Genomic DNA, 19,338 nt, shown 5'->3' on the forward strand with positions numbered 1-19,338 from the left:
ATGCTCCTTTACTTCTGCTGGACAGACTTGAACGATTTGTTGCTGAGTCCGGTCCGTTCCATCTCAATCGAGACCTGAGGGCGGAGCTCGATCTCCTGAAAAACACTGTCCCAGTGCTTCTCCTGCTCAATCTGCTTCCAGCGCTTCGGATCGCTCCGGTGTACTCTCACAGCAAAACCGGTGACGTCTGCCTTCAGCCGCTTGACCTCTGTCCAGGCGTTATTCATTAGCTCCAGCACCCGCTGCTCCAGTGATTCCTCCATCTCACTGATCGCCTTGCGGTCGTTCAGATCCATGATGCTGCCAAGCTCCGTCAGCACACCGCTGCCCTTCACGTTAACCTCCATCACATAATGATCCTTGGCCCAGACAGGGCGTACGGTGGTGGCCGAATTCTGCAGGACGAAGGATGCGTCAAGCTTGTCGCTTGTTGCCGGCCGGGAGGGGAAGGCGATGGTGGCAGAATCAACATTATCGGTCAGAAAAGAAAGCCCGAACGCCTGCTTTTGGCTAAGCCAGCCCGCGAACGTATCCCCTTTAATAACGCCCAGCCTTCCCAGCGCCAGCCGTGAGGGCAGATCGGTAACCGCGGTCTCACTGGTCTCATCCATCGTCTGTGAGCCGGTCAGCAGAATCTCCGGCAACACCGCGCTTTTGGATTCGGAGGACAGCGCCATCGCCAGCTCATACAGGCGGGTTCCCGGAAAGTAGGACAAGAGCCGTGATTCTTGTTCAATCATTAGCTGGATGCCGGCGCCCTGGTTCTTGGTCATCTGCATCAGCTGATCCAGAATCATTCCCGCATCGCCCTGGGAGATGAAGACAAAGACCGTCTCCCGGGCATCCTGCTTGCGCAGGAACATATCAATCAGCTGATTGATCCCGTGTCTGGCCAGGCTCTCGCCGATCACAGTAATTCTAGAGTGGGAGAAGAACATCTCCCGCGTACTGGTCAGATTCGTCCGTTCAATGGCCTCCATAATCGTCCGGCCCTTGACGGTGAACGTGAGGAAGGGCGGCGAGCTGGTGCTGCCTCCTCCGCTGCCGCCCATACCGCTGGCACCTGAGGAAGGGTTGATGACCTGGTAGGTCGCCTTCCACTGATTGTTCTCCCAGTCATAGGCGGAGCCGGAGGTAATGCCCAACTCGTTAAGCTCCCGGTCATCCCAGCAGCCGGAGAGCAGGAGGGAGAGAAGCGGGAGACAGAGAATCAGGCACAGCAGAGTTCTCGGTTTGTTCATCATGTCTCCAGCCCCTTCCGCTTAGACCGGGCCTTGTGCACCTTGTTCAGCAGGACCGCGCCCAGCGGTACCAGGACGTTGAACAGGAAGAAGACCACGAACCGCCCTTCCTGGTTGTATACATTTAGCTTGGCTGAGCTTTGCCAGGAGAACAGGCATTCCAGAGCAATGATCAGACCCAGCGCGCCAATGAAGGGCCGGCTGCTGCTGACCCGGAACGTCTGCTTGAAGCACTCCACCGTCACGAACAGGAAGATGGCGAATTTGAGATAGATCGACAGCACCCAATAAGAGATGAAGAGAATATCCAGCTTCTCTATGAACCGGCCGACCCGGAGGATGCTGATGGTAGCGAAGCCGGGGTAAGCACTGAGCTTAATGAATTCCGGTCCGAAGACCATCAGGGCTGTGATTAATGAGAACATCATCAGTGTGGCCACGAACAGCAGGCCGGTCCAGCCGATAATTTTGGCCCGCTGCGGATATTGCAGGTAAGGGGCCAGGAACAGCAGCACCGCCACTTCAGACATCCATGCAGTCGGTGTCAGGCTCGCCAGGGTGATCTCAGCCAGATTATGATCGAACATGGGCAGCAGATGATGCACATTCAGATCATTGTAGAGCCCGAACAGGTACAGTGGTACGAAGAACAGATAGAATAGAATAACCAGACTGTTCACTCTGGCGATGGCTTCAATGCCCTGCCGGACCATATAGATAGTGATGAAGAGAATGAGTATGACCAGCACCGTGATCGGGGTATCGATCAGGACGTTGTCTTTAATGAAATTGACAAACTCCCGCAGAATGGTTGCGGTGGTGTCCAGGTAGAACTGGAGCATCAGCAGACCAAGGATGACTGCGACCACAGGGGAACTTTTCTCCCCCACCCACTCCAGAAAAGGAGTGCCGTTGCTGTTCTGAATCACCGCCCCGACGATCCACGCAATGAGCAGCCCCGCCGCGGTAGACAGGATGATCGCCAGCGGAGCGTCCTGCTCTGCATAGGTGCTGATAATGATAGGCAGCACGACAGTGGCTGTCGGCAGGATGGTATTGACTACAAGCATGGCAGCTTGGGTGGTGCCGATTTTTCCATTCATGCTGGACCCTCTCCCTGCGGTTTAGGCTGTGCCGGTGATGGATGAGCTGTGTTTTCCACGGGCTGTGGCTTCTGGTTAGGGACTTGTCTGCGGGTCTCTTTGCCGAGATTGGTCTTCGGACGCATATTCATGCTCCACAGCGGAACACGGATGAAGATGTCCTTCAGATAACGCGGAATCATCGGCGCCACCGGAGACAGATAAGGCACGCCGAAAGAGCGCAGGCCCGCCATGTGAATCAGCAGCACCATCAGGAAGGACATAATGCCGAACAGACCGAGCGAGGCAGCGATGAACATCATCACGAAGCGGATCAGCCGGATGGAGTTGGCGATGGCGAGTGACGGAATCACGAAGTTCGAGATGGCGGTAAAAGAAACCACAATCACCATCGCCGCGGACACAAGTCCGGCCGAGACGGCGGCCTGGCCCAGCACGAGCGCGCCTACGATAGAGATAGCCGGTCCGATGGTCCGCGGCATACGTACCCCCGCTTCACGCAGGACGTCGAAGGTCAGTTCCATCAGCAGCGCCTCAGCAAATGCGGGGAGCGGAACGCCTTCCCGCTGGGCAGCCAGACTTATAAGCAGGGTGGTCGGCAGCATCTCCTGGTGAAAGGTAGTAACGGCAATATAAAGTGCAGGCAGCAGCATAGAGACGAAGAATGCACCATAGCGGATCAGCCGCAGGAAGGAGGAAATATCATACCGCTGGTAATAATCCTCGCTGGATTGAAAAAAGTTGAAGAAGGTGGACGGGGCCAGCAGCGCAAAGGGAGTGCCGTCAATGATAATCCCGACCTGGCCTTCCAGAATGCCCCCGGCCATAGCGTCAGGACGTTCGGTATTCTGAATGGTGGGAAAGGGCGTCAGGCCGCCGTCCTGTATGAATTCTTCAATATAATTGCTCTCCAGAATGGCATCGGTATTGATGGCGTTCAGCCGGCGGCGGATTTCGGCCAGCACCTGTTCACTGGCGAGGCCTTCCAGATAGACGAGGGCAATTCCGGTCCCGGTACGCTGGCCGATGGTATATTCCTCAATCCGCAGATCGGCGGTTTTCAGGCGGCGGCGCAGCATGGCGGTCCCGGTACGCAGGCTCTCGGTGAAGCCTTCCTTCGGCCCGCGGATAACTCCCTGGGAGGTTGGCTCATTAATGCTTCTTTTCTCCCAGCCGGAGGTGTCGGCGGCCAGCGCGACCTGAAGCTCCTCGAACAGTATCAGGGTATAGCCGTCAAAAAGCAGGGGCAGCAGCACCTCCAGGGTCCGGGCCTCCTTCACTCCTCCTATTGGCAGAATGTGCTCCTTAATCAGGTTGAAGGCAGCTTCTGTGGTAATGCTATCTCCGTTCAGCGTGCTGTTCTCCATTAAGGACTGGAGTACGGACTGGTTGACAGTATCGGCGTTGACCAGACCGTCAATATAGATGAAGGCAAGGGAAAGGGGAGGCTGAGCTTCATTCTTATAATGGCGGATGACAATATCCGAGCTGCTGCCGATCCGGCGGCTGAGTTCCTGCAAATTATCCTCAAGGGAGAGCTTCAACGGAAGCGGTGCAGGCACGGAGGTTTCTACAGGATCTTGGGTAGTCTTACGGCTCTTCTTCGGCTCTTGAGGCATCTCGGGGACTCCCTTCTGCTGAAATCTGGATGTGTTCCCTGTATTATCCCCCATAGGCGTATTCCTTATTCTGCCTTCTGCCTGAACTACGCACATAGAGGAGTCGCTGGAATCAAAAAAGAAACTGCCCTTTAGGAATGGCAGCTTTGCAGCATTCCATAAAGGCAGTTTCATCAACAGACTTTAGATTTGAACTCTAAGCTGGGTAGATTATTTAGTCTGTACAACCAGAGCGTTGCTGATCAGGCGTCCCGGAGTGGTCAGGTACTTGCCATTGTAATATAGGCCGCTTGAGGCACCGCCATCGAGGTTCATCGCCTGGTAGGCTCCGGCCTGCTTCATAATTTCCGCCAGCTGAGGGATGGTTGCCCCGCCGGAGGTGAGCAGAATCAGCTTATGATCGCGGGTGATGCCCAGTGCGCTGCGCGAGCCTCCGCCGGTCAGGATTTTGGGGTCCCGGAAGCCTTCCCCCGCCACATTCAGCGCGACCTTCCCGTTAACCAGCAGCCGTGGTCCAGCCTGAAGTGCGCCGTGAACGGAACCGGAATCGAAGCGGGCTTTGAATTCACTGCCCGGAATCAGTTCAGCGAGCATATTGCGGTCGTAAGCGAAGACCGCCCGTTTGTCTCCGGAGCTGTTCTTCAGCATCTTGCCGCCGCTGATGATGTAGCCGTAGGGAGCCTTGAAAGCGTCATTAGTATACGCGGCGAAGAACGTGCCGTTGATCGCGGCGGCAGCATTGCTGCGCTTGGCGATGCTGGCAAGGGCTTCAGTCTTACCGACGGTATTCCCGGCCAGAACGGCATCCAGCTTCACCGAAGGATGCAGCAGGGAGACCGTGACGGTCTGGACGCTGAAGGAGCGGCCGCCGACCTTGTAGGTATGATGTCCGCTGACTACAGCGGGCGAGCCGCTCTTGATCAGGCTGCCGTTCTGTACAGGCAGGGTGGCTGTCTCCGCAGTGCCTGGTTCAGCCCCGCTTGTTAGCGTAAGCGACCCAGCTTCTCTATTCCACTGGAGCTGTATGCCGAGTGTCTGGCTTACAAGAGACAAGGGGACATAGGTAGTCCCGTTCTCACTGAAAGGCCGCACACTTACGGTAACGGGCTTGCCGTTAACGGAAGCCCCGGGCTTGCCTGGAGTGAAGGTAATGGAATTCTCGCCGCGTGATATCTCAATCTGGCCGCCGGAAGCGGTGAGTACGGACTGGATACCGGCGAAGCCGTTCAGGAAGCGGAGCGGGATGAAGGAGTGATTCTCCTTGTCCACATATACGGCAAGCTTGGGCTGCGGTGCCGCAGCGGCACCGGATTGCAGTGCTGGAAGAAGGACGGCCAGCAGACAGAAGGCGGTAAAGAGGGTGAGCAGTTTTTTCATGATACACAAAATCTCCTTTGGGTTGTAGCAGGTTAATCTGCAGGTTAGGATGATTCTGGAACAGGCCCCAGAATGCAGTACTTGAGCTATCATCATATAATCGTCTCCCGTTACCGTCAATGGAGCATGCATCCAGCAGCGGGTTGGTTTATAATGGGATCACATTAGAATATCTGCATATAAGGGCGGTAGCGATCATGACAAGAATAGGCTTAATCCGGCACGGCAGCACACGCTGGAATCAGGAGGGCCGGGTACAGGGTCATACGGATAATCCTCTGGACGAGGAAGGCTTCCGGCAGGCCGGCGTGCTTGCGGAGCGGCTTAGCAGTGAAGCGTGGGATTATATCTATTCAAGCGATTTGCTGCGGGCCAGACAGACGGCGGAGACCATCGCCGGGAGGCTGGGCATCCCGCTGGCCGGTCTCGTTCCGGGCATCCGGGAGATGAACGGCGGATTAATTGAAGGAACCACCGAGAGTGAGCGGATCGAGCGCTTCGGCAGCCAGTGGAAGACGATGGATCTGAAGCTGGAGAGTCAGGAGCTGGCCCGCGAGCGGGGAGTCCGGGCGATTGAAGAGCTTGCTGCGCGCCATCCCGGCAGCAATGTGCTGGTAGTCAGCCACGGGGCTATTCTGCGGAGTACGTTGGCCGGACTTGTGCCTTCCCTGGATGTGAGCGTGCTGCTGAAGAACACCTCCATCACCTGCCTGGTCAAGGAGAAGGGCAGCTGGAGCTGTGAATTGTACAACAGTGCGGAGCATATGGACGGATAGGACGGATATTTCAGAGCATTTCATTACAATAAAGCGCCTGTCCTGCCGATAATATGCTTAATGCTAATCCGCTAGGGGTATTCATTTACAGTGCCTCTTGCCGGAGTTGTTCAGAATTTGTTCAGTCTGTTCCTGTACAGTAGCGCTTGAAAGCGATAAATTCATAAATTCATTGATAGGCTGAAGGAGGGCGTAAGACTAGTGGAAGAGGCCCGCAATTATATGTTGACAATTCTATCCATACTTATAGGGGTACTGACCGTATATATCTCGCTTAGACTGACAAGGGATTTCTCCCGACAAACGCAAAGAACCCGGGCAGTCCGCTCGAGTCTTGTGGTGCTGGTGATTAGTGCCGGACTTTCCGGCATGCATCTGCTCGGCAGAAGAGCCTTAACCGGCTTCACTACAGAAGGCAGAAGTCTGCTGATCTCTTTGTTCCTGTACATGCTGACACTTGCCGGTATTCTGTATCTGTTCCTGCGGATGCGCATGATCCTTGGGGAGCGTGAGCAGCTCAAGGAATTGGCATACCGGGATACGCTGACTGGCCTGCTGAATAAGAACGGAATGGATCATTTCTGGGATCATTGCAAAATGAGCGAGCAGCTTGCAGTATTATATCTCGACCTGAACCGGTTCAAATCGATTAACGATACCCTCGGCCATCATACAGGGGATCTGTTACTGGAGGCCGTTGGAACCAGCCTGCAGCAATTCACCTGCAAGGGCAAGCGGCATATTTTCCGGGTGGGCGGAGATGAATTCGTCATTATCGCCAAACGCTACAGCCGCAAGGAGGCAGAGCAGCTTGCTCTTAAGGTTCTGGAGCGCATCACCCGTACCTATAAGCTGGAGAGCCATGAATTATTCGTGTCCGCGAGTGTCGGGATCACGATAAGTCAGGGCCGGATCGATCCGAAGCAGCTGCTTCAGGAGGCAGATTCGGCTATGTACAATGCCAAGCAGCTGGGAAGCGGGCGTTGTGCTGTATACAAGCAGGAGGGCCGCATTCCTTCCGTGAAGCTGGTCAGCAGCTCAAGAGCGCAATAAGGTTTATAAGTCTTACAAGTAAGCAGTTGGAAAATGTACACTCAATCTGCCGAATCCAATGGATTCTGAGAAAATCGGGGCCGATTAAGTGCTTTATTCCAGCTGTTTTTTTGTTGAATACCTGTGACGCCAAATGAGATGTACAGAATTCCACTCGTTCACCCGCCGGACTGCGCCGTCCTATGGACAGCGCAGCCGTGTTCCATAAGTCAGACGCCTCTGGCAGCCAAAAGCCCGGCTAGAATATCCGGATGATCGGTAATAATTCCCGCCACCTCAGCTTCGATTAATGCCTGCATCCGCTCGGGATCATTAACCGTCCACGGATGATAGACAATGCCTTTCTCTGCAGCGGCGTTCACGAACTCCGGCAGCACCGAGGAATGATGGGCATGCAGCGCATCCGCCTGCAAGGTTGCCGCGTAATTCCAAGGACGGTACAGTCCCTCGCCGTAGAGAATACCCGTACGGATCTCCGGTGCCAGCGACTTGCAGTAGGCTAGGGAATAATGATTGAAGCTGGAGATCACGACCCGCTCACTCATACCCTGCTCCCGGACAGCGGCGATTACCTTCTCTTCCATGCCGGGATAGAGGAAGGTCCCGTTCTTAAGCTCTATATTCAAAATCGTCTCCCGGCCCTGCAGCAGATCCAGCAGCTCGTCCAGTGTCGGAATCCGTTCTCCAGCGAACTCAGGGCTGAACCAGGAGCCTGCGTCTACCTCCAGTATCTCACGAAGCGTCTTATCCTTCACATAACCGCTGCCTGAAGTGGTACGGTTAAGACTCTCATCATGGATCACTACTACTGCTCCGTCACTGGTAAGCTGTACGTCGGTCTCAATGCCGGTTGCACCAAGCTCAAGACCCTTGCGGAAGGCCGCCATTGTGTTCTCCGGGGCGGCTGCGGATGCGCCGCGATGCGCGAAATTAATGATGTTCATGTCGAGTAGTTCCCTCCATCTCTATGATGTAATGCAGCCCGTAGTGTCCGGGCCCCTTATAGTATATTCCACATCACGGCAAGAAACCCTGTCCCCCATCGGTATAAAGGACGGGTTCCTGAAATTTTATCATGGTACGTTTGGAAGCAATCGCTTAGAATAGACATCAACTATACTACATACAGAAAGAAGCGATAGAGCTTGAAGTTTTGTCTGGAATGCGGAACCCGTCTGGTTATGAAGGAATGCAATGGAGAAGGAGAGGTACCCTATTGCGAATCCTGCGCCGTCTTCAGATTCCCTGTGTTCAGCACAGCGATGAGTACAGCCGTACTGAACCGGAGTCTCGATAGAATCCTGCTCATCCAGCAGCATAAGCGCAAGGATTACATTCTGCTCGCCGGGTATGTGAATAAGGGAGAGAACGCCGAAGCGGCCCTGATCCGTGAAGTGAAGGAAGAAGCGGGGCTTGAGGTGATTGCTTATGAATATATGCGCAGCCAGTATTTCGCCCCGTCTAATACTTTAATGCTCAATTACATCAGTGTGGCTGACACGGATGACTTAAGTGCCATGAGCGACGAGCTGGACCACGCCGCCTGGTTCACGCTGGATGAAGCTGTTGACGCCATATTACCAGGCAGCCTCGCGGAGAGCTTCCTGCTCACCATCATTGATAAGCTGAGACAGGGGAGGGCTCTGGAGGATTTTACAGCGGTTGTCCGGTAATTGCGAATTCTGAAGGCTACGGTTTTCCTTATGCAGAGACGATGTCGCGGATTCTTTCATGTACCTGCTGCACCTCCAGGAAGGCTGCGGAATATTGCAGATCTGTTTTGCGGGCCGGCAGGAGCGGCGGGAGAAAAGGGATGGATACCACAGGCGTATCTGCGCTGCTAAAATAGATTCTGAGTGTCAGCTCGCGGATCTCTTCGGCAGGACTGCCTTCCGGCACAGCGTCTGTAAATTCATAACTAGCGGCAGCGCCTGCCCGTACTCTTGGTGCACTGGTGGTAATCCGGCTGGTCTTGCTGACTTTACTGAGCGTCAAGGAATTCTCGACAATCTCTGCTCCAAGGATGGCATCGAACGTATACATGGTGGCTGTCGCCGGCTCCGGCTTACCCGGATGCAGCAGCCCGATGGCCAGTGCCTGGCCTTCTTCGTCCAGGGCAATCAGATGGGATTCGTCCGGGGTAATGAACCGCTGGGGGAATTTCAGGCTGAAGGATGACAGGGCATAGGTAGCCCCGCTATGGCCCGCTGCCCTGGGACGGGAGAGTCTGTACTGAAGAACCGCAGCCAAGAGCAGGAGAGACACGCCAAGCACAGCAAACAGATACACCAGGATCATGAGCACTGAACCGCCTCCTCACAAGGTTGTGCGGGCCGCCCTTTCTGCAATTACTTTGGGGACAACCCGCTTCGTAAGCTTTGGCAAGTGAACTATTAATAGATATGCGGGAAGAGATCAGGTATGTATGACTTCAAGCGGGGTATTGCTGGAATTCACATGTGTGCCTGAGACTGCACTGATCCAGGCCGCGTACAAACGTCCAAGACCCACAAGCAGCAGCGGTAGAATCAGCAGCAGCACAAATCCGGTTCCGCATAGAATCCACGAGCGTTCGTCCGAGGTTGTGCCGGATAGGAAGAAGAAGAACTCCGGGTCCAGCATATTCAAATCATAGGAGAATATCGATGCACTGATTCGCTGGGCCAAAGGCGACAGAAGAGCGCTGAAGGCAACCGTAGGCAGGACCAGCGCAAGTGTGAAGCCGAGAATGCCTGCGGGCAGCTGGAGGAGGCTGTACAGTATTCCCCGGTACGACTCCCTTTCGCGGAGCTGGTGTCCTAATGTCCGCAGCCCCTCCCAGTGGAAGGCGGGGGCATGATCTGCGGCAGCAGGCTGCCCGGCTCCCCGGCGGCTGTTACCGCTGGACCAGGCTTCAATCACCTTGTGTTCACCGGACATCATCCTGCGGCACCAGGCCAAGGTCAGGGCCAGCAGAGGCAACCCCACCCATACAATAATCAGAGGCAGGCTTGCACTCAGACCCGTAACAGCAATGACGAAGGCAATGATTCCTTTGGGCAGGGAGAGCATCAATATTTTCCACGCGTATATACTTTGTCTTATCATTCAGACCGCTCCATTCCGAATTTCCAAATTTCAACTTCTTCAGTATAGAGGCTTCATCCAGAGAACACACTCTCCAAAAGGCGGGAAAAATCCTGGTCTCTGGTCTAGTGCAGTTTCTGATTATTGCTGTTTGTAATAGATTACCGTGGCATCCATGCCTCCGCTGGAAGAAATGACATAGTCAGGAATTTGCCCGGCCTCTATATATCCCCGTGACTGATAGAGCAGATTGGACGGATCGAAGGGTAAGGCAGTTTACAAGGATTACAACCAAGAAGGGGAGTGGAGCAATTTATGCTGTTAGAGGTTATAGCTACTACGGTAAGTGATGCGGTTATAGCGGAGCATTATGGTGCTGACCGGATTGAACTGGTCACAGGCATCAGGGAGGGCGGATTAACGCCCAGTCTGGGCCTGATTGAAGCGGTCCGGGAGCAGGTCAGTATTCCGGTGAGAGTAATGGTGAGGCCGCATGCACGTTCCTTCGTGTATAATGCATCCGATGTGGAGACCATGCTGCGCGATATCCGCCATATAGCCGGGGTAGGCGGGCTGTCTGTGGTGATGGGAATGCTCCGGGAGGACCGGACGATAGACGAAGAGCTGCTGAGCCGGCTGCTGGATAGGGCAGCGGGGATGGAGGTTACCTTCCACCGTGCTTTCGACGAGGTGCAGGACCAGCTTGAAGCTCTAGAGGTTCTGAAGCGCTATCCGCAGATTACGGATATCCTGACGTCCGGCGGGACTGCTGCTGCCAATACGCCTGGCGGTATGGTGAGACTTGCTGTACTGGAACGGCTGTCTGCCGGTTCTTCCCTCTCCATCCTGGCAGGCAGCGGGTTGAATGCCGCTGACCTGAAGGATTTCGTTACACGGACCGGCGTCCGCCGGGTACACTTTGGTTCGGCAGTCCGGGAGGACGGCGACCCGCTGAAGCCGATAGACCCGGAGCGGCTCGCAGCCATACGTGCTCTTCTCAAGCCCTAGAAGGGTGCTCAGGCTACTCCCCTTTCTGAGCGCCCAGCAGTCTGGGCAGCAGTGTGAGCAGCCGCTCCCGGGTCAGCGCATCGCCGGAATTCCATTTGGCTCCATCCAGCATGTAGGCATGGCCCTGCTCCACGGCAGGCAGACTACTCCAGAGCTCTGTCTGGAGCAGCTCCTGCATGGCTTCCCGCGAGTCCTCCCGCTCTGGAATCAGCATGAAGACACGGTCCCCGGCGTAGCTGTGCAGCATCGCAGGGTCCACTTCGCGGAACCCCAGGTCCTTGTCCAGAATGTCCTTGATCGCCGCTGTCGGCTGCAGGCCGCCAGGGGCATACAGGGCCGTGGACAAGCCGGTCATTCCCATGGCGTATAGATGGTTGCCATGGTCATAGAACAGTGCCGAAGCTGTTTCACCAGCCCGCAGCCCTCCGGCGTACAGACGCTGCCACATGGCGGCGTTCTTCGCATGGTAGGCTTGCAGCCAGACCTCAGCTTCGCGCTGCTTCCCGAGCCACTCCCCCAGCGTCCGCAGCCGCTGCTCCAGCGGTGCGAAGGAGTCGAAGGTGAGGGACGGCGCAATGCCGGATACCCCGCGGTAGACCTGTTCATCCGGGCTTGCGAGGATGATCAGGTCAGGGCGGACGGAACGGGTCAACTGCGGGTCCAGCGGAAACCCCACATTGGCTAAGCGCTTGACCCGGTGGCTATAGACGCTGCCCCGGGCGAACGCCTCGCCGCCGCCGACAGGCTTCACCCCCAGTGCCAGCACATCGCCCAGGGTCTCCCCGTGGTAGACAACGCGCTTCGGACGCTCCGGGATGTCCACCGAATGTCCGGTCCAGTCCGTGACGGTAATCCGGCGCTGCTGCGAACGGGCATATTGCCCGGGAGTCACTCCCGTCTTCTGCCGGAAGCGGCGGCTGAAGTAGTATTCGTCGGAGAAGCCGACCCGCCGGGCAATCTCGCGAAGCGGCTCAGAGGATTCAAGCAGATAAGTCTTCGAGTGCCCAATGCGCACATCTGTCAGATAATCGAGCGGGCGCTGTCCGGTCAGTTTCTGGAAGATCGGAGTGTATTGCCAGGGGGAGACACCTGCCAGCTCCGCGAGCTGCTTCACCGTGATGCTCTCCCTATAATGCTGCTGCATGAAGTGTACAGTGCTCTCCACCGATTGCGCCGGACTAGGCAGTTGGCGGGTGGAGTAGTTCTGTTCAAGCAGCAGGAGCAGCAGCTCCTGGAAGCGGAGCTGTTGTCTGACATACTGGAGGTCATCCCCGCCGTTAGGGTGTGCAAGCAGCTCTTCGGCCAGCCGGATCACTCTGGTGAAGGGGTGGACAATCAGCTCCTTTTGCCCCGGGAGCAGTTCATCCAGGCAGAATGCAGGGGAATCCCCTGTAGTAAAAGCGGCAAAAGTCAGCACATAATAATAAAGCGTCAGCTCCCGGTTATCCAGACTGTACGAGGTTCCGGGAGGCAGCAGACAACACTTGTCCGTATGTACAGAGAGTGTGACCTGATCTGTGATGCGGAGTTCACCGCGTCCGCCTGTAAACAGCAGAAGTGTATGCTGCTCCGCAGTCCGCACGGCCGAAACGGTGTCAGCGCTCTGCATCACCAGCTCAATGCCCTTCATTTGAAACAGCAGAGAACGGAGAGGGGCAGGCGGGGGCGGCGACAGAGGTTGAGCGGGATGGGCAGGCTGGCGCAAGGCTTGGTTCTCCTTTCAGGGCAGATCAGAATTGAAATATATTGAGAATGATTATCAATAAACAATATTGTATATAAAATAAAGCAGCTTATCAACAGGCGTTGATAAGCTGCTTTTCAGTCTGTCTGCCACCGCGACTATTGCTTGCCCAGCATGGCAGGAATCTCACCGAGCAGCCATTCTCTTGTGGTAGCATCACTGGAGGTCTTCATGATGTCCTGTGTGTAGACGAAGCCGTTTTTGACGGCGGGCAGGCTTGTCCACACCGCGCTTTCCAGCAGCTTATCAGTGGATTGCTTAGCCTCTTCCGCTACCGGAGTCAGGAGGAAGATCCGGTCCCCGGCATATTCCTGCAGCACCTCCAGCGAGATTTCCTGAAAGCCCATATCGTCGTCCAGTACCTGTTGAATGGCTGGGGAAGGCTTGAAGCCTTGCTCTCCGTACAACACCTGCGAGAGGCCGGTCGTTGCCATTACAAACAGCCGGTCTCCCGGATAATAAGTGAAGACGGAAGCCGTCTCGCCGTCCTTCATGCCCGAAGCCTTAAGCTGCGCCCACATCGCCTCTTCCTTCGCCGCATACTGTGCCAGCCAAGCCTCCGCTTCAGGCTTCTTGCCCAGGATATCTCCAATTTCCAGCATCCGTTCCTTCAGCGGGGCGAAGGTGTTGAAGATAATTGTTGGAGCAATTTTGGACAGTGCCTCGTAATCTGCTTCCTCAATGCCGGCATAGATGATCAGGTCGGGCTGAAGCTCAATCGTCTTCTCCAGGTTAATCGGGAATCCTACATCTTCCACGCCAGTGAGCTTGTCCTCGAATACCTGGCCTTCAGCCATGGAGAGCGGATAGCCGATGGCCTGTACACCGATTGCGGTCAGATCGCCGTACGTTTCTCCAGAGTAGATAATCCGCTGCGGATGCACAGGAATCTCCGCCGTATGGCCTTTGTAATCCGTGTATGATCGGGTTGCAGCTACAGCCGCAGCCGTGGCCGAAGCTTCAGCAGTAGCTTCCGCAGCAGGAGCGGCGGTAGGTGCCGATGCCTGGCTGTTCTGCTCCTTATTGCTGCTGCAGCCGAGCAGTAAGGTGCTCATCAGGAAGATGATGCACAGGATGGCTAAGGTGGATCTTGCCTTGTTCATGATATGTATGCCTCCCAAAGGTAGTGTAATTACCAATAATGATAATCATTCTCGTTGAAGTCATCATAAATTATAGTCAGGAGTTACTCAATAGACAAAACGCAATGCAGGAATTGATTTTGTACAAAAAAATTGCTTGTTTTGTTAATAACATATTGATAATATCAACATGGTCTGCTATGATGTTGTTAATAATAAATTAATAATAACAACTAATTAATAACTGAGTTCCCCTCTGCTTAGCAGATGACTCAGAATACAACCCATAGGAGGTAATGACCATGTTCGGATTCCGGTTCGTGAAATTCCAGCCCAGTGATTATGTGCTCAAGGTGAAGAATGGCAAGGTAGTACGTGAAGGGGTCGGGCTTTCTTTTCATTATTATGCGCCGACGACTTCGGTGGTTGTGGTGCCTGTCTCTTCGATAGATGTTCCATTCATGTTCGAGGAAATTACGGCGGATTATCAGACGGTAACCGTCCAGGGACAGCTGACCTACCGGATTGCCGATTACCGCAAGACCACCCAGATCCTTAACTACACCTATAATCTCAAAAAGAACACCTATCTCTCCGACGATCCGCACAAGCTGGCCCAGCGGGTGATTAATATCGCCAAGGTCCTGACCAAGAAGCAGCTCGGGCAGCTCCCGCTGAAGGAGGCTATCCAGTCGAGTGAACGTCTTGCCAAGATGATTACTCATGAAATCGGCCAGAGTGCGGAGATTGAGAAGCTGGGCATTGAGCTGATGGGCTTGTCCATTCTGGCAATTGTACCGAATAAGGAGACGCTGCGGGCCTTGGAGGCGCAGGCCAGGGAGGAGATGCTCCGCAGCGCGGATAATGCGCTATATGAGCGGCGCAATGCTTCGATCGAGCAGGAGCGGCGGGTGAAGGAGAATGAGCTGAATACGGAGATCGCCGTTCAGACGAAGAAGAGACAGATGCGTGAGGCGCTGCTGGATTCTGACCGTTCAGCGAAGCAGAAGCAGAATGAGATGAAGGAAGAGCAGCTGATTTTTGATACGGAGCTGGAGGAGAAGAAGCAGGCGCTGATTGAGCTGGCCATAGCGAATAAGAGAGCCGAAGCAGATGCCAAGGCTTACGAGCTGACGGCGGTAATGAATTCGCTGCAAAATGTATCGCCTAACGTCCTGCAGGCGCTGACGAATGTAGGCATGAACCCGGATAAGCTAATCGCCATCGCCTTCCAGGAGCTGGCGGAGAACGCCGGGAAGATCGGCCAGCTTAACATTACGCCGGATCTGCTGCAAGGAATCATGGCCGGTTCCGCAGGAGGCGGAGCCGGAGCAGACAGAGGAGGTAACGGACGATGAGCAGCCGGGGATCGGAGAACAAAATCATACTGATCAAACGCAAGACTCGCCTGGAGGAGCTTGTGGTCCGCTACAATACGATCCAGCAGGCCCAGTTCTATATTGAACGGCTGGGAGCCGATTTCAGCGACTACTTAAGCGAGGATTTCCAATACCGCAAAGCCGTGGAGACCGCAGTGACCGAGCTCAGCGCCATCGGCCGGCTCCAGGTGCTGGAGCGGCAGCATGTGCCGAATTTCATCTTTGGGGCCGAGGATACCGTAGTGGTCCTGGGCCAGGACGGTCTGGTCGCCAACACGCTGAAATACCTTCACGAGCAGCCGCTGATCGGGGTGAATCCTGATCCGCTGCGCTGGGATGGCGTGCTGTTGCCCTTCAGGGTCAAGGAGGTGCGGCAAGTGGTGAGTGAGGTGCTGCGCGCCCAGCGCCAGGTCCGTGAGGTTACCCTTGCCAAGGTGGAGCTGAATGACGGCCAGAGCCTATACGGGGTGAACGATCTGTTCATCGGCCGCCGGACCCATGTCTCAGCCCGGTATCAGCTGGAGCTGAACGGGCAGCTGGAGCAGCAATCCTCCAGCGGCATCATTGTCTCGACTGGCCTGGGCTCCACGGGTTGGCTCAAGAGTGTGCTCGCCGGAGCCGCAGGAATCGTCAGCCGTGCCGCACAAATGAAGGATGCAGAGGTTGAACGGACAGCCCGGGTGTCTGCGGAGATTGCCGCAGTTAGCGCGGGCAGCGGGCTGGCCTGGAATCATCCCGAGCTGTATTTCACCGTGCGGGAGCCTTTTCCAAGCCGGACGACTTCAGCAGAGCTGGTATTCGGGAGAATCAGCAGCAGTCTGCCGCTGCGCATCACTTCGCAGATGCCGGAGGACGGCGTGATCTTCAGCGATGGAGTGGAGAGCGATTATCTGGAGTTCAACTCCGGGGTGGAAGCGACGGTTGGGCTGGCGGAGAAGACGGGCAGGCTGGTAGTCTAGACGAAGAGCAGACCGTTCATGGCGGGGCGCGTACGCCAAAAGGGTTCTCTCAGCTTCCGCTGCTGCGGTCTGAGAGAACCCTTTTTCGAAATATAATCGTATATGCTCCCCGCGCTTCCTACTGGAAGCTTCGTCCCTGATTCATTGGAGTGTTATAGGAGGAGCCTGCGGACATTGGTGTCTGCATTGGCGTATGCATCGGCTGGTGGTTGATCCCCGCATTAATCGGGCTATGCAGTGAGTTCACCGGCTGGCTGTTTGAAGTGAAGGACGGGCTGAAGGAAGAGTTATACCCTCCCATTCCTGTATTGTGGCTTTGCCCCATTGGTTGGCTCTGTCCCATAGAATGCATTAGTCCCATCTGGTTCCCGGAATTGAAGCTTGGAATGCTTGTATGGGTATTGAAGCCGGAAGTCTGCGGGAACTGCTCCATCGATCTGACCGACTGCGAGATCTGCTCTAGCTGCTGCATCGCGGTCTGATGGCCCTGCAGCGCCTGCTGGATCATCTGAATGGCCTTGCTGTTATGCTGGCTAAGCTCCTGGAGCTTGGCGGCATCCTGCTGCTCCTGCTGAAGAAGCTGCTGGTAATTCTGCGTTCCCTGCTGGGTCTGTGCCATCAGCTGCTGAACGATTTGCTCGCATTCCCGGATCTGTGCAGATGAGTTGGTATTCACTATTTTTGGCCTCCTTGAGATGGGTGTTATGGTCATGCGGGCTTATTATCTCTGATGGGACTGGCGAATATTCATGCCTCGGGTGCAATTGAGGCGCTTCCGCCAAGAACGGTTACAATATTGCAAACGTTGCGTCACTCCGGGCGGGACGAGTTGATAAGAATAGGTACAGGCTGCTGTGCAACTATTGCGGCAAATGAACGTCTATGTAGAAAAGACAATCCAGAATCATCCATAACCTGGAGGTGGGGGCAACTATGAGTCAGCGTGAACAGGCAAGCCGGATTCAAATGTATTTTCCCAAAAGCATTGCATTTACACTGGTATTTGTAATGCTTTTGACCGCATGCTTCACAGGATCGGCCGCGGCGGCATCGTCTTCCTCAGATCTGATCATTGTGAACAAAAAAACGAACAAACTGGCGTATTACAGCGATGGCAAGCTGGTGAAGGTTTTTCCGGTCGCTACTGGCAAAACGAAAAGCCTGACGCCTGAAGGCAGCTTCAAGATGGTGGTCAAAATCAAGAACAGACCCTACTACAAGGATAAGATTCCCGGAGGAGATCCGGCCAATCCGCTGGGGGACCGCTGGCTGGGGCTGGAGGTCAATGACACTTACGGCACCACCTATGCCATTCACGGCAACAACAATGAATCCTCTATCGGTAAATATGTCAGCGCCGGATGCATCCGCATGCACAATGATGATATTCACTGGCTGTATCCGAAGATTGCGAAGAACACCCGGGTCATCATTACAACCTCCGGGCTTGAGATGGCGGCTATTGCCGAGAAGAACGGCTACCGTATGGGATCTACAATGATTGCGGGAGCTTTTGTCAAGGGCGGGGAGAAGCTGCAAGTGAAGAATTCCTTCCTGCTGGAGGATTCGCGGGTGTATATTCCACTGAGTGAATCCGTGAAGCTGCTGGGCGGAAGCCTGATGCAGGAGGCGGGAACCGGAGCGCTTATCATCACAATAGGCAAGAATACAGCAGTTCACAAGCCGCTTAGCACGAAAGCCAAAGTGAACGGCAAAACAGTGGAGATGCTAGCCTCCAAAAGTGTAGACGGCCGCCTGTACATTCCGCTGGGCAGCTTAACGCCGCTGTTCGGCCTGCCGTTCACCTGGAACGCTAAAGAGGGAGCAGTGAAGCTGTAAAGCAGCAGGATACTGCTGCACCAGCCAGGGATTATCCAACCAAGATGCCGCCATACACTGCGGCTCCAGAAGCCAGCCTATCAAACATTGATCGGCTGGCTTCAAATGTTTAACCGGGTGGAGTAGAGTGACAGGATACATAGAGAATAGTAATATGAGAGAGATTTGTTATATTCTTGATCTTCCAGGGGAGGGACTGAAGATTAGAGTACGGATTATAGGCGGCTGCGGGAGCGGGAAGACATATATCGCCCGGAAATTAGCTCAAAGTTACGGAATTCCTTGCTATGAGACGGATAATTTTGTCTGGGATCGCAGGGACAATACCAAGAACTCCCCGGAGGTGCGGGATGCCAAGCTCGCGGAAGCTATGGATGCGGAGTCGTGGATTATAGAGGGCGTACATTACAAATGGGGAACAGAAAGCTTCCGGCAAGCGGATCTGATTTTTCTGATTCAGCCTAAGGCTTATGTACAGGATGCCCGGGTCATCCGCAGGTTCATGAAGACCAGACTGGGGCTGGAGCAGGGGAATTATAAGCAGTCGTTCAAGTATCTCCGGATCATGCTGCTGGAATGGAACCGCAGCTTCAGGAGGGAGGGTATTCCTGCAATCATGGCATTAACCGAGGAGTATCAGGCTAAGCGGATCATCGTGCAGCAGAATCGTGAGATTTTGCAGCATGTGGGCAGGTATGTGCAGGTATGTGCAGGGGAAGAGTGTGCTGGGAACGAGTGATTAATTATACGGGAGGACATCATGGGCAAATTGGCAACTTTTATTGTAGAGATGGTGCGTCTGGTGATTCTGCTCATTCTTACGCTGCTTGTGCTAGGAGGCGTGGAGCAGTGGATATTCAAAATGGCATATGGAAGGGAAGGCTTCCTGTACACTGCCGTACCTGGTAATCTGCTGGTGTTCTTTGTGATGTACCGCAACTATTGGCAGTTCAAAGGCTGGTACCAATCAGAGAAGAACCGCAAGCTTAACCCGGGTTTGACCCGGAGTCTCATTGCCGTTGCGCTGCTGCTGATTGTGCTGCCAGGGTTATGGATATGGGCATGAATGATGGACTACTTTTGCGTAAGGGG

19 protein-coding genes are annotated in these 19,338 nt (G+C 54.8%); 9 read left to right on the top strand and 10 right to left on the bottom strand.

Going from position 1 to position 19,338, the window contains the following annotated elements; genetic code table 11:
• Positions 1 to 8 precede the first annotated feature (8 nt).
• The 4 genes from MKZ07_RS29225 to MKZ07_RS29240 form a co-directional block, all read right to left on the bottom strand.
• Positions 9 to 1,244, bottom strand: a complete 1,236-nt coding sequence (locus tag MKZ07_RS29225; RefSeq protein WP_235218491.1) for a Ger(x)C family spore germination protein — start codon at positions 1,242 to 1,244, stop codon at positions 9 to 11.
• Positions 1,241 to 2,344, bottom strand: coding sequence for a GerAB/ArcD/ProY family transporter (locus MKZ07_RS29230; protein WP_036697387.1), 1,104 nt, complete (start codon positions 2,342 to 2,344; stop codon positions 1,241 to 1,243). The genes MKZ07_RS29225 and MKZ07_RS29230 overlap by 4 nt, the downstream gene beginning before the upstream one ends.
• Positions 2,341 to 3,963: a spore germination protein gene (locus tag MKZ07_RS29235; protein ID WP_063829048.1), complete on the bottom strand. Its 1,623-nt coding sequence runs from the start codon at positions 3,961 to 3,963 to the stop codon at positions 2,341 to 2,343. Before MKZ07_RS29235 ends, MKZ07_RS29230 begins: the two co-directional genes overlap by 4 nt.
• A gap of 210 nt (positions 3,964 to 4,173) precedes the next feature.
• Positions 4,174 to 5,340, bottom strand: coding sequence for a phosphodiester glycosidase family protein (locus MKZ07_RS29240; protein ID WP_036697385.1), 1,167 nt, complete (start codon positions 5,338 to 5,340; stop codon positions 4,174 to 4,176).
• Between the two features lie 197 nt (positions 5,341 to 5,537).
• Here MKZ07_RS29240 and MKZ07_RS29245 point away from each other — a divergent pair, with 197 nt between their 5' ends.
• Entirely contained in the window at positions 5,538 to 6,116 is a 579-nt protein-coding gene (locus tag MKZ07_RS29245) for a histidine phosphatase family protein (protein WP_036697383.1), read from the top strand.
• A gap of 222 nt (positions 6,117 to 6,338) precedes the next feature.
• Entirely contained in the window at positions 6,339 to 7,169 is an 831-nt protein-coding gene (locus tag MKZ07_RS29250) for a GGDEF domain-containing protein (protein WP_341029043.1), read from the top strand.
• Between the two features lie 209 nt (positions 7,170 to 7,378).
• Here the strand turns inward: MKZ07_RS29250 and MKZ07_RS29255 are convergent, their stop codons facing one another.
• On the bottom strand, positions 7,379 to 8,113 hold the full coding sequence (locus MKZ07_RS29255) for a glycerophosphodiester phosphodiesterase (protein ID WP_036697382.1): 735 nt from the start codon (positions 8,111 to 8,113) through the stop codon (positions 7,379 to 7,381).
• 201 nt (positions 8,114 to 8,314) lie between these two features.
• Here MKZ07_RS29255 and MKZ07_RS29260 point away from each other — a divergent pair, with 201 nt between their 5' ends.
• On the top strand, positions 8,315 to 8,842 hold the full coding sequence (locus MKZ07_RS29260; RefSeq protein ID WP_051493813.1) for an NAD(+) diphosphatase: 528 nt from the start codon (positions 8,315 to 8,317) through the stop codon (positions 8,840 to 8,842).
• 28 nt (positions 8,843 to 8,870) lie between these two features.
• Here the strand turns inward: MKZ07_RS29260 and MKZ07_RS29265 are convergent, their stop codons facing one another.
• Together MKZ07_RS29265 and MKZ07_RS29270 are read right to left on the bottom strand one after the other, a co-directional pair.
• The gene (locus MKZ07_RS29265; RefSeq protein WP_036697380.1) at positions 8,871 to 9,473 is read right to left on the bottom strand and encodes a hypothetical protein; all 603 of its coding nucleotides are present in this window, start codon (positions 9,471 to 9,473) and stop codon (positions 8,871 to 8,873) included.
• 111 nt (positions 9,474 to 9,584) lie between these two features.
• Positions 9,585 to 10,256 (bottom strand): sensor domain-containing protein, encoded by a 672-nt coding sequence (locus MKZ07_RS29270; protein WP_083678247.1) that lies wholly within the window; start codon positions 10,254 to 10,256, stop codon positions 9,585 to 9,587.
• A 294-nt stretch (positions 10,257 to 10,550) separates the two neighbouring features.
• Here MKZ07_RS29270 and MKZ07_RS29280 point away from each other — a divergent pair, with 294 nt between their 5' ends.
• Positions 10,551 to 11,243 (top strand): copper homeostasis protein CutC, encoded by a 693-nt coding sequence (locus tag MKZ07_RS29280; RefSeq protein ID WP_036697375.1) that lies wholly within the window; start codon positions 10,551 to 10,553, stop codon positions 11,241 to 11,243.
• A gap of 13 nt (positions 11,244 to 11,256) precedes the next feature.
• Here MKZ07_RS29280 and MKZ07_RS29285 read toward each other — a convergent pair whose 3' ends face one another.
• Positions 11,257 to 12,948 (bottom strand): helix-turn-helix domain-containing protein, encoded by a 1,692-nt coding sequence (locus MKZ07_RS29285; RefSeq protein ID WP_235218490.1) that lies wholly within the window; start codon positions 12,946 to 12,948, stop codon positions 11,257 to 11,259.
• A 137-nt stretch (positions 12,949 to 13,085) separates the two neighbouring features.
• Positions 13,086 to 14,090, bottom strand: a complete 1,005-nt coding sequence (locus tag MKZ07_RS29290; RefSeq protein ID WP_036697372.1) for an ABC transporter substrate-binding protein — start codon at positions 14,088 to 14,090, stop codon at positions 13,086 to 13,088.
• Between the two features lie 281 nt (positions 14,091 to 14,371).
• Here MKZ07_RS29290 and MKZ07_RS29295 point away from each other — a divergent pair, with 281 nt between their 5' ends.
• Both MKZ07_RS29295 and MKZ07_RS29300 read left to right on the top strand, forming a co-directional pair.
• Positions 14,372 to 15,427: an SPFH domain-containing protein gene (locus MKZ07_RS29295; protein ID WP_036697369.1), complete on the top strand. Its 1,056-nt coding sequence runs from the start codon at positions 14,372 to 14,374 to the stop codon at positions 15,425 to 15,427.
• A complete protein-coding gene (locus MKZ07_RS29300) occupies positions 15,424 to 16,407 on the top strand; it encodes a sugar kinase (RefSeq protein ID WP_036697368.1) in 984 nt (327 codons plus the stop codon). Before MKZ07_RS29295 ends, MKZ07_RS29300 begins: the two co-directional genes overlap by 4 nt.
• A 118-nt stretch (positions 16,408 to 16,525) precedes the next feature.
• Here MKZ07_RS29300 and MKZ07_RS29305 read toward each other — a convergent pair whose 3' ends face one another.
• Positions 16,526 to 17,083 (bottom strand): hypothetical protein, encoded by a 558-nt coding sequence (locus MKZ07_RS29305; protein WP_063829045.1) that lies wholly within the window; start codon positions 17,081 to 17,083, stop codon positions 16,526 to 16,528.
• 257 nt (positions 17,084 to 17,340) lie between these two features.
• On the opposite strand from MKZ07_RS29305, the gene MKZ07_RS29310 reads away from it, so the two are divergent.
• The 3 genes from MKZ07_RS29310 (at position 17,341) to MKZ07_RS29320 (ending at position 19,312) form a co-directional block, all read left to right on the top strand.
• The gene (locus MKZ07_RS29310; RefSeq protein ID WP_051493812.1) at positions 17,341 to 18,246 is read left to right on the top strand and encodes a L,D-transpeptidase family protein; all 906 of its coding nucleotides are present in this window, start codon (positions 17,341 to 17,343) and stop codon (positions 18,244 to 18,246) included.
• A gap of 154 nt (positions 18,247 to 18,400) precedes the next feature.
• Positions 18,401 to 18,985 carry a hypothetical protein gene (locus MKZ07_RS29315; protein WP_235218489.1) on the top strand — a complete coding sequence of 195 codons (585 nt, stop codon included), beginning with the start codon at positions 18,401 to 18,403 and terminating at the stop codon, positions 18,983 to 18,985.
• Between the two features lie 21 nt (positions 18,986 to 19,006).
• Positions 19,007 to 19,312 (top strand): hypothetical protein, encoded by a 306-nt coding sequence (locus tag MKZ07_RS29320; RefSeq protein WP_036697365.1) that lies wholly within the window; start codon positions 19,007 to 19,009, stop codon positions 19,310 to 19,312.
• The last annotated feature ends 26 nt before the right edge of the window (positions 19,313 to 19,338 follow it).

It is taken from the genome of Paenibacillus sp. FSL P4-0338, from assembly GCF_038002365.1.
Classification (GTDB): domain Bacteria; phylum Bacillota; class Bacilli; order Paenibacillales; family Paenibacillaceae; genus Paenibacillus_AQ.

Coding starts and splice junctions, on each gene's coding strand:
- MKZ07_RS29290 (WP_036697372.1), bottom strand. CDS start 14,090: ATGAACAAGGCAAGATCCACCTTAGCCATCCTGTGCATCATCTTCCTG.
- MKZ07_RS29235 (WP_063829048.1), bottom strand. CDS start 3,963: ATGCCTCAAGAGCCGAAGAAGAGCCGTAAGACTACCCAAGATCCTGTA.
- MKZ07_RS29300 (WP_036697368.1), top strand. CDS start 15,424: ATGAGCAGCCGGGGATCGGAGAACAAAATCATACTGATCAAACGCAAG.
- MKZ07_RS29245 (WP_036697383.1), top strand. CDS start 5,538: ATGACAAGAATAGGCTTAATCCGGCACGGCAGCACACGCTGGAATCAG.
- MKZ07_RS29270 (WP_083678247.1), bottom strand. CDS start 10,256: ATGATAAGACAAAGTATATACGCGTGGAAAATATTGATGCTCTCCCTG.
- MKZ07_RS29320 (WP_036697365.1), top strand. CDS start 19,007: ATGGGCAAATTGGCAACTTTTATTGTAGAGATGGTGCGTCTGGTGATT.
- MKZ07_RS29225 (WP_235218491.1), bottom strand. CDS start 1,244: ATGATGAACAAACCGAGAACTCTGCTGTGCCTGATTCTCTGTCTCCCG.
- MKZ07_RS29250 (WP_341029043.1), top strand. CDS start 6,339: ATGTTGACAATTCTATCCATACTTATAGGGGTACTGACCGTATATATC.
- MKZ07_RS29310 (WP_051493812.1), top strand. CDS start 17,341: ATGAGTCAGCGTGAACAGGCAAGCCGGATTCAAATGTATTTTCCCAAA.
- MKZ07_RS29295 (WP_036697369.1), top strand. CDS start 14,372: ATGTTCGGATTCCGGTTCGTGAAATTCCAGCCCAGTGATTATGTGCTC.
- MKZ07_RS29255 (WP_036697382.1), bottom strand. CDS start 8,113: ATGAACATCATTAATTTCGCGCATCGCGGCGCATCCGCAGCCGCCCCG.
- MKZ07_RS29230 (WP_036697387.1), bottom strand. CDS start 2,344: ATGAATGGAAAAATCGGCACCACCCAAGCTGCCATGCTTGTAGTCAAT.
- MKZ07_RS29280 (WP_036697375.1), top strand. CDS start 10,551: ATGCTGTTAGAGGTTATAGCTACTACGGTAAGTGATGCGGTTATAGCG.
- MKZ07_RS29315 (WP_235218489.1), top strand. CDS start 18,401: ATGAGAGAGATTTGTTATATTCTTGATCTTCCAGGGGAGGGACTGAAG.
- MKZ07_RS29240 (WP_036697385.1), bottom strand. CDS start 5,340: ATGAAAAAACTGCTCACCCTCTTTACCGCCTTCTGTCTGCTGGCCGTC.